9 protein-coding genes and 2 pseudogenes are annotated in these 12,504 nt (G+C 43.9%); 6 read left to right on the top strand and 5 right to left on the bottom strand.

Annotation, left to right across the window (positions count from 1 at the left end):
- Positions 1 to 35 precede the first annotated feature (35 nt).
- The 6 genes and pseudogenes from CDG76_RS28140 to CDG76_RS28115 all read left to right on the top strand — a co-directional run bounded on the left by CDG76_RS28140 (position 36) and on the right by CDG76_RS28115 (position 6,657).
- Positions 36 to 1,712, top strand: coding sequence for a DUF3352 domain-containing protein (locus CDG76_RS28140; RefSeq protein WP_094352159.1), 1,677 nt, complete (start codon positions 36 to 38; stop codon positions 1,710 to 1,712).
- A 242-nt stretch (positions 1,713 to 1,954) separates the two neighbouring features.
- Positions 1,955 to 2,461: pseudogene (locus CDG76_RS28135) on the top strand (SAM-dependent methyltransferase); the annotation flags it as partial.
- A 558-nt stretch (positions 2,462 to 3,019) separates the two neighbouring features.
- The gene (locus tag CDG76_RS28130; RefSeq protein ID WP_094348548.1) at positions 3,020 to 4,603 is read left to right on the top strand and encodes a group II intron reverse transcriptase/maturase; all 1,584 of its coding nucleotides are present in this window, start codon (positions 3,020 to 3,022) and stop codon (positions 4,601 to 4,603) included.
- An 86-nt stretch (positions 4,604 to 4,689) separates the two neighbouring features.
- Positions 4,690 to 5,106, top strand: a pseudogene (locus CDG76_RS28125) (class I SAM-dependent methyltransferase); the annotation flags it as partial.
- Positions 5,099 to 6,067: a PrsW family intramembrane metalloprotease gene (locus CDG76_RS28120; RefSeq protein ID WP_094352158.1), complete on the top strand. Its 969-nt coding sequence runs from the start codon at positions 5,099 to 5,101 to the stop codon at positions 6,065 to 6,067. The pseudogene CDG76_RS28125 and the gene CDG76_RS28120, both read left to right, overlap by 8 nt.
- Before the next feature lie 32 nt (positions 6,068 to 6,099).
- The gene (locus tag CDG76_RS28115) at positions 6,100 to 6,657 is read left to right on the top strand and encodes a Uma2 family endonuclease (RefSeq protein WP_094352157.1); all 558 of its coding nucleotides are present in this window, start codon (positions 6,100 to 6,102) and stop codon (positions 6,655 to 6,657) included.
- Positions 6,658 to 6,764: 107 nt separating this feature from the next.
- On the opposite strand, the gene CDG76_RS28110 is transcribed toward CDG76_RS28115, so the two are convergent.
- The 5 genes from CDG76_RS28110 to CDG76_RS28090 form a co-directional block, all read right to left on the bottom strand.
- Entirely contained in the window at positions 6,765 to 7,637 is an 873-nt protein-coding gene (locus CDG76_RS28110; protein WP_094352156.1) for a 6-carboxytetrahydropterin synthase, read from the bottom strand.
- Positions 7,638 to 7,787: 150 nt separating this feature from the next.
- Positions 7,788 to 8,489, bottom strand: a complete 702-nt coding sequence (locus CDG76_RS28105; RefSeq protein WP_094352155.1) for a J domain-containing protein — start codon at positions 8,487 to 8,489, stop codon at positions 7,788 to 7,790.
- 15 nt (positions 8,490 to 8,504) lie between these two features.
- Positions 8,505 to 9,467: a cysteine synthase A gene (gene cysK, locus CDG76_RS28100; RefSeq protein WP_094352154.1), complete on the bottom strand. Its 963-nt coding sequence runs from the start codon at positions 9,465 to 9,467 to the stop codon at positions 8,505 to 8,507.
- Between the two features lie 84 nt (positions 9,468 to 9,551).
- Positions 9,552 to 9,989 (bottom strand): RrF2 family transcriptional regulator, encoded by a 438-nt coding sequence (locus tag CDG76_RS28095; protein ID WP_094352153.1) that lies wholly within the window; start codon positions 9,987 to 9,989, stop codon positions 9,552 to 9,554.
- Positions 9,990 to 10,450: 461 nt separating this feature from the next.
- Positions 10,451 to 12,178, bottom strand: coding sequence for an iron uptake porin (locus CDG76_RS28090; RefSeq protein ID WP_094352152.1), 1,728 nt, complete (start codon positions 12,176 to 12,178; stop codon positions 10,451 to 10,453).
- Positions 12,179 to 12,504: the final 326 nt, after the last annotated feature.

Raw genomic sequence — 12,504 nt, 5'->3', positions numbered from 1 at the left:
TCTCGGTGACAATCTGAGCAAAAGAGGATAACAAAATGCCTGAAAGTAAATCAAAATTTCTCATTCCTGCTGTTGGTGCTGCCGTCGTTGTCGCAGGAAGTATAGCGGCTTACACGTACTTTAAAGGCTCACCAGGAGGTAGTTCAGACGCTCTAGGCAGTGCTAAAGTAGTGCCTTCAACAGCACTGATGGCAACTTATATTACTAATGACTCTGAAGCCTGGGCAAAATTACAGCAGTTTGGCACTCCAGAAGCACAAAAGTTAGTAGCAAAAGGTCTGGAAGATTTCAATAAGCAAATGTTCAGTGACAGTAACATTTCTTATGAAAAAGACATAAAGCCTTGGGCTGGTGGTGTCATGATTGCTGTACTGCCACCAAATCCTGTAAAACCGGCACAGTTAAACGTGCCCTCTGGGGCACCTAATGTACCAACAAATTTACAGCAGGGATCAAATATCCTGATAGTGGTGGGAATCAAGGACAAACTCAGCGCGTTGAATTTTGCTAACAAATTAAAGTCACAAAAAGGGGTGAAATTACAGGAATCTGACTATCAAGGTCAAAAAATTGTCGAAACTACACAAAATGGTAAGCCGACGTATAGCGTAGTTTTAAATGATAGTCAGTTGGTATTAGCCTCCGAAAAGCAAGCTGTAGAAAAAGCAATTGATACGTTTAAGGGACAGTCTTCTTTTGCCAGTAAAGAAGGTGCTAGCAGCATTCTTAAAGGAGTGGATGTTAAAAACAGCCTCGCCCAAATTTATGTACCAGACTATGCCGGGATGATACAGCAATTAACCGCTGGAAATCCGCAGGCAAAGCAGTTACCTCCACAAACCCTGACGCAATTGAAGCAGATAAAATCTGTAGTAGCGGGTGTTGGTGTTGATGATGCGGGAGTGCGGGTAAAAGCGATCGCTAATTTAGATCCGCAATTAAATAAATTTCAGTATCAATCAAGTCCTGGGAATATAGTCGGGCAATTTCCTGCCGATACCTTTGCTCTGATTAGCGGAAATGGTATCAGCCGTGGTTGGGAAGTGCTGGTAGAGCAGTCAAAAGATTATCCAGAAATGAAGCAAGCTCTGGAACAAGCGCGAGGACAACTGAAATTCGCCAATATAGACCTAGATAAGGATATTTTTGGCTGGATGAATGGGGAATTTGCCTTTGGTGCGATTCCATCAAATCAAGGAGTATTAGCGAGTGTTGGTTTTGGAGGTGCTTTAGTATTTGATACTAGCGATCGCAAAACTGCCGAAGCCACCTTGACAAAATTGGATACTCTTGCAAAAACCCAACAAATCAACATCGCCAACAGAAATATCGGTGGGAAAGACGTAACTGAATGGCAAATTCCTCGACAAGGAGCTTTATTGGCACATGGTTGGCTGGATCAAGATACTGTATTTGTAGCTATTGGTGGCCCCATTGCTGACGCAGTTAGCGATCGCAAAAATCCATCTCTTGACACTAGCGACGCTTTCAAAGCCGTAACTGGTTCTTTGCAAAAGCCCAATGGCGGCTATTTCTACCTAGATATGGATAAAACTAAAACTGTGTCCCTGATCAATAGTTTTGTATCATCTAACGCTGATACCATCACCATTTTGAATTCCATTCGTGGTTTTGGTTTTACCGCTATTAGCCCTGATAAATCCACCAGTGAATTAGAGATGTTGTTAGCTCTTAAGCCCACTGCAAAATAGGGAATGGGGCATGGGGATTAGGTGACAGGTTACAGGTGATAGGGAATAACCTTTTGGATGCGAGATGGGGAAACTGTTTTAGATTACAGATGATAGAGAATAACCTTTACTCTCTACCCTATAACCTGTAACCTATTCCCTTCTTCACTCCCCATTCCCCAGAATGTTTTTCAATTTGCATCTAGACTCGCCTCCAGTAACTATGTCATAAGTAGAAAAGGCTGTTAAATGCAAACTGATTTATGACTGCTGCTGTAAACACTAATCCTGGTTTAGCTTCCCGCTTGGTAAATGGCATACTGGCAATCCAGCCTTTAGCTAACCTAGCCAAGCATCAAGCTAGACAAATGATGATTAAACGTGCCGAGAGAATTGGTGTGCCTTGGACGCAAGAAGTCGAAACACTACAAGCGCGTGATTGGAAGGACGATCTTGCTCAAGTAGAAAATCCTCAGCTTTCCTACCCCGATTACTACGTCACCTCATTCCATGCCTACGAAACCGGAAATCTCAGTTGGCAAGCTGCTTTTGAGGTAGAACCTGCTGCTTATGCTGTCCACGCTAAGATTTGGCAGAGGGCTGAAGAAGCGCAAGGCGATCCAATGCTCCGTCAAAGTTACCACAATATCCTGAAGAGTCAAATTCCCCATGAGCCGCAAGACATCTTGGATGTAGGATGTAGTGTTGGCTTGAGTAGTTTTGCCCTACAAGAAATTTATCCCCATACCAAAATTACAGGCTTAGACTTAGTGCGATTCGTTGCTTAGTGAATCACGGTATCAGTCCGTACATAACTAAGCCAGTCCGACAGCAGATTACTGTCATTAAGGCTGAACTCTCGGTCAGATGCAGGTGCAAGTCCTGCCATTCAGACTCAGAATTGACTCCTTATCTGCCCACACCGAACAAGCTCGGTTCTTGTAGAGTGAAGCTGGGAACAGGGCGCAATCAGACGACCGTTGCGGGTTGACACTGGCGCTAATAGGGAGTTCCTATGATGAAACAGAGCCTAGAAAAGCGACTTAAAGCCCGGGCAGGGCGCAACGCAAAATCCCTGACCCCACTGGAGATAATTCCCGCCGAACATTTAAGTCAGTAACGGCAAGAGTCAAGGGAATCCAGTAGTCGAAATGGCTACATCTAACGGAACAATCAATCTCTCCGAGGGAACGAATAAAAACGAGTTGTGGGTCAAGGGGCAGTCGAACCCCAAGTAGGCTAGACGAGAAGCGGAATTCCCACAATTCGGGTAGGACGAACCGTAATTGGTTCGAGGTGTTCAGAATACACTAACCAGAGAAGAGAAAATGATTAGACACAGTTACAAAACTAGTGAATCTTGGAGAGCGTTACCGTGGAAGAAATTCCGCCGTAACCTTTTCCGCCTTCAAAAGCGCGTGTATAAAGCTGTTCAAGTTGGAGACAAGCGGAAAGCTAGGTCACTACAAAAGCTTATTCTAAAATCCACCTCGGCTCGATTTCTTGCAATTAGACTTGTATCTCAGCTAAATGCTGGCAAAAAGACGGCTGGTATTGATGGGAAGAAATCCCTCTCATTCATGGAACGCTTCAACCTTGAAGAACTACTGAAAATGAACAGTGGAAATTGGAAGCATCAGGGACTACGGGAAATCCCCATCCCCAAAAAGGACGGGACTACCAGAATGCTTAAGATACCAACCATCGCGGACAGAGCTTGGCAATGCCTCGCAAAATATGCACTCGAACCAGCACACGAAGCCACCTTCCACGCCAGGAGCTACGGGTTCAGAACTGGGCGCTCTGCCCACGATGCACAAACCCACATCTTTAATAACCTTCGCTCCCAATCCAATGGAACAGAAAAACGAGTCATCGAACTCGATATCGAAAAATGCTTCGACAGGATTAACCACTCAGCAATAATGGACGAACTCATTGCCCCTAAAGGACTAAAACTCGGTATATTCCGATGCCTCAAGGCAGGGGTAAATCCAGAATTTCCTGAACAAGGAACCCCACAAGGGGGAGTGGTCAGCCCATTACTAGCAAATATTGCACTCAACGGGATTGAGAGTATACATAGATACCATATCGGATACAAATCCGGTGGAAGTATCACAGACAACACTCCAGAAAAGAGAATTGTCAAGCCATCAATCCGATACGCGGATGACATGGTTATTATACTCCGCCCCCAAGATGATGCGACAGAGATACTTGAAAGAATCAGCGAGTTCCTCCGCAAACGCGGAATGAATGTAAGCCAAAAGAAGACCAAAGTCACCGCCGCGACAGATGGGTTTGATTTCCTCGGCTGGCACTTTAAAGTCCAGAAAAACGGAAAGTTTAGATGTATTCCCTCAGTAGATAACTTCAAAGCGTTCCGTAAGAAAGTAAAACACATCGTCAACAACTCGAATTATGGTGCTACCAAAAAGGCTGAAATATTAGCCCCGGTAGTTAGAGGTTGGAGAAATTACCATAAGTTCTGCAAGATGGACGGGTCTAGAAACTCGCTATACCACATCGAAACAAGAGCTTACAGGGTATTTAACAAGGAAACCAATCAAAATCGCTACTCTAGCAAGAAATTACTAGACAAAGCATTCCCAACGGTTCCCTACTCCGAAAATAAACACGTCATGGTCAAAGGAGTAAAATCCCCCTATGACGGAGATACAGCCTACTGGAGCGAACGCAAAAGTAAACTCTATGACGGCGGAACAACTTCTATTGCTCTTAAGAAGCAAAACCATAGATGTGCTTCCTGCGGTTTAAAATTCATCGATGAAGAACGGATTAATCTGCATCACATCGATGGAAATCACCCCAACTGGAAGAAAAATAATCTGGAAGCAATTCATGAGAGTTGCCACGATTACAAACACATGAGCAAAAGCGCAAGCTGAGAACATCGGAAGCTGGGTGCGGTGAAAGTCGCACGCCCAGATTTAACTGAGAGGTGCAGGGAATAATATCCCTCATCGACTCAACCTCTCCCTATTTTTTAGCTGTTGCCAATTACCGCGCTGGGCAACGTCAAGCTAAAATTAACTGGCTTCATGCCCAAGCTGAATCTACCGGGCTACCTGATGCCTCATTTGATTTAGTTTCCATTTTCCTGATGTGCCACGAATTACCCCAATCAGCAACCCGACAGATTTTAGCTGAAATGCGGCGCGTGTTGCGTCCGGGTGGCTACTTGGCAATCATGGATATGAATCCCAAATCTGAAGTTTACAAGAAAATGCCAGCCTACATTTTGACTTTGCTCAAAAGTACTGAACCGTATTTAGATGAATATTTTGCTTTGGACATTGAGCAAGCTATTGTTGAAGCGGGTTTCCAAACTCCCACTATCACCAACAATACCCACCGTCACCGTACAGCGATCGCTCAGGTGAGTGGTTGATTTATCTCTAGTGTTGTGGGCATTAATACCACCTTTGCTGCTGCTAGGCTACTACTACTGTCGGGTGCCATTTGCCCCACCTCTGTTAAAGTTACTGATGTTCTTTATCATCGGGGCAATATCTGGGATCTTAGCCCTTAGCCTCGAATGGGTTTTTGAAACTGTAGCGAACTATTTTGTAGACTGGCAACAGTTCAAACGTTGGCTTCCTGGTATAGCCTTGCGGCAGCTTGTGGAAGTAGGCACAATTGAAGAAGGCTGCAAGTTAGCTGCGGTTGTTGTCCCAACCTACTATCTGCAACGCAAATATCGATTACTTCACTCGACAGTTTTCCTCTTCACCATCGCTGTTGCTCTTGGATTTACTGCCGAAGAGAACTGGATTTACCTTTTCCACGATACCGCATCAATTCTTGACCGGACTATTGGCACGCCAGTCCACGCCATGTTCTCTGCTCCTTGGGGATATGCTTTAGGAACCTATATTTCCTCTAATACTCGGTTAAATCGAGACAAGAAGTTTATTTTTAGGGCTTGGCTAAATTCTGTAATCTGCCATGCCCTAGTTAATGTCTTATCTAGTGCTTGGCGTTACTCACTACCCCTACATTTCCTAAGTTATGGTTTATTTCCCTTTCTGTTGTGGATGTTTTGGCGACTAGAACAATTACTGCGAAAAGTGCAAGGTAAACCTGTAATTACCCTAATTTCAGACCGTACAATTCAGCGCCGTTACTGGCAGAGGAGTTTAGTGCTGTTTGCCCTCGTGCTGAGTGGAAATGCTATTTTTGGGCTGTTTCTCTTAGTCAGGAAAATTAGTCCTTTGAGTCCATCAAAGCTTTTTGACACTTATATTTTGTGGTTTATATTTAGTCGCTTTTTACTAAATCTCTTTTTTGGAGTTTTAGCGTGGGGCATTTATCGCTATTTGCGACATTCCGCCCGCCGTCGGTATTTTTAAAATATGATTTAGGAAAAGGCTAGGGGGTTTCTATGCAAACAACTCCAGTGCGTTGGACGACTGCTGACCTAGAGCTATTTGCTGGCGATCGCAGAAATCGCTATGAGATTATTGATGGAGAACTATTTGTGACTAAATCACCTAGTTGGGATCATCAAACGAGCTGCGGCAGGATTGTTACAGTTCTTAACAATTGGTCAGATGAAACTGGTCTGGGTAAAGCTGCGATCGCACCTGGAATTATTTTCTCAGATTCGGACAATGTGATCCCTGATGTAGTGTGGGCAAGTCATGAACGGTTAAAACACTTGCTAGATGAGGCTGGACACCTCACGGGCGCACCAGAGTTAGTAGTAGAAGTTTTATCTCCCGGTGAAAAAAATGAGAAACGTGACAGGGAAACAAAGCTAAAGTTGTACTCAGTGCAAGGGGTTCAGGAATATTGGATTTGCAATTCTGTACAAAAGAAAGTTGAGGTTTATCGACGCGAACAGGCTGCATTAAAGTTAGCAGCTACCTTATTCAATCAAGATGAACTGACAAGTCCTTTGTTACCTGGTTTTAATTACTTAGTGAGTAAACTTTTTTAGTTGGGCATTGGGGAGCCAGTGCGTTGGGCGGCTCTGCCGACTTGAAGCAACTGGCGTCATTGGGATGAGATAAATTCCCTATGTCCTATGCCTAAATTTACAATTACCTAAACCCCTGCTAATACTGGCTGATTCACGGATGCGCTGACTGAATCCGATTCTGATTCCGTACAGTAGATTTCGCAGGAGTTATTAGGACTTTCAATCAGTTTTACTTTGTAAAGTTTAGCTCCCAATTCCTCAATAGGCGATCGCAGCAAATTACTAATATAAAGTGCGATATTCTCAGCAGTCGGTACAACTTCGGCAAAGTAGGGAATATCTTTGTTTAAAAAGGTGTGATCGAATGGCTCTAACACATAATCCTCTACCACTTGATTCAGGGCACCTAGATCAATAATCATGCCAGTACGTGGGTCAATTTTCCCTTTGACAGTGACTTCTAGATGGTAGTTGTGTCCGTGACCGTTGGGACGAGCGCACTTACCATAAATCTCAGTGTTTTCTTCGTTACTGAGTTTAGGATGAGCTAGCCGATGGGCGGCGCTAAAGTGAGTACTGATGGTGAGGTAGGCTTCCATTGCGTTTCCCATATAATCTGCCCAAAGTTCAGGATGTTCAAATAACTGCACGCGGACTAGAGGCAAATGAGGTGCTAACCGTTGCCAGATAATCCGTGCAATATTCTCAGTGGTAGGCAGAGTTTGTTCAAATTCTGCCCACACATCATTGAGATAAGAGAAGTCCAATTGACTGGTAACTTCCCGTTTAATTACGTGTTTCACATCAGACAAGTTCAACACCATGCCATATTCATCCAATTCCCCAGCTAGGGAGATAAATAAGACATAGTTATGTCCGTGTCCTGGAAATCTAGTACCAGCACCAAATTTCTCAATATTCTCGGCTTCACTCAGCTCTGGCAACCAATAACGATGACTTGCTGAAAACTGGGCGCGGCGATTAACAATGCATTGCATGAGTACACTATGAGCAGAATTTAAAATTTCTTAATCTTTTTCTGCTTCCAGCATAAACTAATTTCTTAGTCATTAGTCATCCAGCGAAATTGACCCCCAGACCCATACCCAATGCCCAATGCCCAATGCCCAATGCCCCATAACCAATGACTATGTAACAGATGCTTGTGCCTCACAGTGTAATCTCGTAGCTATGCGGAATAGTTCATGACCTGTGTGTAAATAACGCTCATCGTAGTTCAAAGGAAAATAACCTAATTCATCGAGTCCATCTGCTACTTGATCGAGGCTGTAGTAGAGGTGAGCCGCTGTTCTTGCCAGACTAGGGGGATTTGGCAGGGAGCGAAAAGTAGTTTGTGCCTGCTTGAGGTCATCTCGACAGGTTTTTAAGTATTCCTGAAATTCATCTAACAACTCATCATCAAAGGGATCGGCAGCTAATTGCTCCATTTGTTCTTCTAACGAATAAAGAATGGTACAAAGCAAACGATTAACTGGTTGATAAACTTGGCGCAGCCATTCTTCAACTTGCTCGTCAACATCCCGTCCGGTTTTTCGTCTTGTCTGGTAATGGTTTTGGGCTGATGCTGTACGCTGTTGGCGATCGCTATTTAATTTTTGGGAGTCATCTTGCAGTTCTTGGTCATAATTGCGGCGATTTTGGTTGTCGCCTAAAACTTCATAAGCTGCATTGATGCGGATAATTTGCTCGCGATCGGCTGTTTCCTGATTACTGTCAGGATGAAACAACTTAACCAAGCGGCGATAAGCTTGCTTAATCTCCGCTTGGCTTGCACTTGGACTAACTTTGAGAGTTTCGTAATGGTTAGAAACGTGGTTATAATTGACCATTAATTCAATGTATCGTTAACTGACGCTAGTGGCTAACCTTGCCTCCAGGTCTTGGAACAACGGTGTACTCAAATACCTTTCACCAAAGCTAGGCTGAATCATCACAATTAAACGTCCCTTATTTTCTTGACGTTGGGCAACGCGAATTGCTGCACATAAAGCTGCTCCACTGGAAATGCCAGATAGTAGCCCTTCTTCTTTTGCCAAACGCCGACTATAAGCGATCGCATCTTCATCGGTGACACTAATCACTTCATCAATCAATTTTATCTTTAATACTTGGGGAATAAACCCAGCACCAATTCCCTGAATTTTGTGGGGGCCTGGTCGTCCCCCAGATAAAACTGGGCTATTGGCTGGTTCAACTGCGATCGCCTTGGAATTAGGCTTGCGTGCTTTAATCACTTCTGCTACACCAGTGATCGTACCACCTGTACCCACTCCTGCCACAATGATATCGACTTGTCCATCGGTATCTTCCCAGATTTCAAGCGCTGTAGTTTCCCGATGCACTTTTGCATTAGCTGGATTGCGGAACTGCTGCAACATATAGGTATTTGGTGTAGAATTAACTATTTGCTGCGCTCGTTGAATTGCCCCACTCATGCCTTCCATTCCTGGTGTTAGTTCCAGTTCTGCTCCATAAGCTCGCAACATTGCCCGACGCTCTCCACTCATCGTCTCTGGCATTGTCAAAATTAATCGATAACCCTTTGCTGCTGCGACCATTGCTAGGGCAATTCCAGTGTTTCCAGAAGTGGGTTCTACCAATACTGTCTTCCCAGGAGTAATTAACCCCTCCTCCTCTGCGGCGTTAATCATACTTACCCCAATCCGGTCTTTGACTGATGCCGATGGGTTCATACTTTCCAGTTTCACCACAATTTCTGCAACACATCCTTCTGCTTGCGGAATGCGGTTCAACTGCACTAAAGGAGTACGACCAACAAGTTCTGTAATGTTACGAGCTATTCGCATAAATTAGTCCTTAATTATTAATTATTTGTTATTGGTCATTAGTCATCAACAAATGACAAATGACAAATGACAAATGACTCTTGACTAAATGTAGTACATGATATCTAATTGCCGCCGCGAATCTCGTTTTTCACAAAGATCCTGGAGCGTATATTTTTGCAAGACTGAATTTGCTGCGCGGCTTGCTTCTTGCCAAATTTCTTCTATAACTGAACTGTCTATACTTTTGGAATTAACGTTTTCTTCACCAGCCCGCGCCTCTAACCCTTCTAAGCATTCTAAAATTTCAAAAAGGATGATTTTTCGGGGTTCTCGCGTTAACAGATAGCCACCTTTTGATCCACGCTGACTTTTAACTATACCGCCACGCCTCAAGGTTGCTAGTAGCTGTTCTAGATAGCGATCGGGTATGTTTTGTTGTGCTGCAATTTGTCGAATTTGCAGCGGTTCGCCGCTTTCGTAATGAGCGGCCATCTCTAATAAGGCGAGAATTGCGTATTCCGATTTACAGGATAGTTCCACAAGCAGCAAAAAGTTAGGGGTAAAAATTAGAAGTTAGGAATTAGGAGTCATTCAATTTGGATTTGAGACTTTCCTACGGAACGCTACGCGTAGCTTGCTTCCCCGGAGGGGTAGGCGTGAGCGCTCAGTCGAACGCTTTTTCCTTCAATCCCAAATCCAAAATTCAAAATTTTAAATTGCTAGAGTTAAGATGCTACGCAATATGTAGCTTTATACCGCCAACTTCTATTAAAAAAGCTCGCTCATAAAAAGCTGCTCGCGGCGTAAGTCACTTGTAGAGTGGGCATTACTCTGGTCTATTCATGTCAAACCCGCCATAACTCATAACTTCTAACTCCTAACTTTTCTAGTATACTCCGGTTAACTACTGGGGTTTATCCATTATTATTACCGAAAACAAAAAACCCCGCCTAATGGCGGGGAGAAATAGAGTTCAAATTTGTCAGCAGATAATCAACACTCTAGAAGGTGAAAGTAGTTCTGAGCGTACCGATAATAGCATCATCGTTATCGCTGTTTTGACCAGGAGAGGTCAACCAGATTACACCAGGAGTTACAGAGATGTTATCCGACACACGATACTTGTAGAAGCCTTCAAAGTGGTAGGGTATATCATTGTTGCCACCAAAACCTGGGCGGTTAAAAGAATAGGGTTCTGCACCAGCAAAGACACCTAAAACGTTACCCTTTTTACCGAAATCAGGTAATGCTACCCCTAAACCGTAGCTCCAAGCTTGATAATCATCATTTATACCAGAGCCGATGACATCGTGGTAAGAAACGAAGCCACTAACTGACAACTTGTCGCTAGGTCTAAACGCAGCGGACACGCCGTAAGAATTGCTGGAACCTGAGCCTAGTAGAGTGTTAGCTTGTTGAGTACCTACTGCAACAGAAGATGCAAAAGCGTTATTTACGTTTGATGAAGTACCTGAGTCAAACAAGAAACCGCCTGCGCTATATCCGTGGACATAGGTAGCAGCTAAAGCCAAGCGATCGCCAACACTAAAGTTCAACTGTCCAAGAGCTGCATAGTCGCCGTTGGTCAGACCTGAACTAACACCAGGATTATTAGCATCCGTTGCTAAGTAACCCGCAGTGATTGAGCTATTTCCTAGAATACCGCCACCTTTACCAAGGGGCAGATTGAGCGCTATACCAGCACCGCCACCAATCCGATAGATGGGACTTTCAGAAGCAAAGGTAGATAAAGCGCCGTTACCACCATCAGTTTGGTCAAAAAAGTAAGGATTATTGACGGCTGCATAATGGCTGTGTCGTCCACCACTAGCTGCTAAGTAAACGTTGGCTGGGCCTATGGGAACTTCATAAGTCAAACGATCTATATTGACACTGTTGTTAGCACCCTGATTACCAACTTGAAACGTTTGTGTACCTTCAGCAGTAGCGAGAGCACCACCAACATTATCAAATTGTGTAAAGGCTGCTGCATTACCTGCTGCTAGACGTGTGTGTAAAATGTCTCTACCAGTGAAGCTGGTTTGCAAGTCTAAACGTACCCGATCTTGGAAGACGGTGTTGTTGTTGTCGCCGGTGTCACCCCCAAACACATCACTAACGGCAAAAATTGCTTCACCAACTAGTTTGGTAGTAGTGGAGAACTGATTCGCTTCCAATTCAGCAGTCCGCGCTTCTAAGGAATCTACACGACCACGTAGGGTTGCCAATTCTGCGGAAAATTCTTCTTGCAACCGTTGTAAGGTGGCTAAATCTTGTTTAGTTACCAAGTCAGCTGTTGCTGTGGCAATCAATTCGTTAACCCGATCCAAACAGGCATTTAAACCAGCGGCAAATTCATAACGGGTCAAAGCACGATTACCGCGATAAGTCGCATTTGGATAACCTGCAATACAACCATACCGCTCAACCAAGGACTGCAATGCTTGGAATGCCCAGTCAGTAGGTTGTACATCGGAAAATTGAGAAACCGATGTTACTTGAGACTGAGAATTACCTTGGTTGCCTTCGTTGCTGTAGCGATTAACTTGATCTATGGTTGTTTGAGCCAATATTTCTGGCTGTTGGGCAACTTCGGTTACACCTAGTTGTTTGGCTGCTGATACTTGCGTGGTCGGGTTTGGGGCCGCCATTGCTGTTGCCGAAACTAACAATGTTGCTCCCAAAACTGCTGGGCTAACCACTAAGGATTTCCATAATAGATTAGACATTTTCACTTGACTCCTCACACCTTGTTTAGATAATTGGTTTCGTTACACCTAATTCTCGAAAATGCGACATCTCATTGAAACCTATGGATGAGGCATACTTGGCACTACTACAATTTTAGTTTTTGCAAAGCTAAATAAACAATTAACTTGGGTTAAAAACTTATGTGATTAACTTATGCAAAAACATATCTTTATATCATAACATTATAAAACATCTGATCTAGATGGCAAGATTGCAGCGATCGCCTTAATAACTGTCACACATACTTATTTAAATATTTAAGCAGGGAGTAGGGTTTGGGTCATTCGCTCTTTACGCAGGTTAA

The organism is Nostoc sp. 'Peltigera membranacea cyanobiont' 210A (genome assembly GCF_002246015.1).
GTDB lineage: Bacteria > Cyanobacteriota > Cyanobacteriia > Cyanobacteriales > Nostocaceae > Nostoc.
This window is presented reverse-complemented; position numbering and strand designations above follow the sequence as displayed.

What these genes read in the sequence shown, in the direction of transcription:
- CDG76_RS28130 (WP_094348548.1), top strand. Translation starts at nt 3,020, where the DNA reads ATGATTAGACACAGTTACAAAACTAGTGAATCTTGGAGAGCGTTACCG.
- CDG76_RS28110 (WP_094352156.1), bottom strand. Translation starts at nt 7,637, where the DNA reads ATGCAATGCATTGTTAATCGCCGCGCCCAGTTTTCAGCAAGTCATCGT.
- CDG76_RS28115 (WP_094352157.1), top strand. Translation starts at nt 6,100, where the DNA reads ATGCAAACAACTCCAGTGCGTTGGACGACTGCTGACCTAGAGCTATTT.
- CDG76_RS28140 (WP_094352159.1), top strand. Translation starts at nt 36, where the DNA reads ATGCCTGAAAGTAAATCAAAATTTCTCATTCCTGCTGTTGGTGCTGCC.
- CDG76_RS28090 (WP_094352152.1), bottom strand. Translation starts at nt 12,178, where the DNA reads ATGTCTAATCTATTATGGAAATCCTTAGTGGTTAGCCCAGCAGTTTTG.
- CDG76_RS28105 (WP_094352155.1), bottom strand. Translation starts at nt 8,489, where the DNA reads ATGGTCAATTATAACCACGTTTCTAACCATTACGAAACTCTCAAAGTT.
- cysK (WP_094352154.1), bottom strand. Translation starts at nt 9,467, where the DNA reads ATGCGAATAGCTCGTAACATTACAGAACTTGTTGGTCGTACTCCTTTA.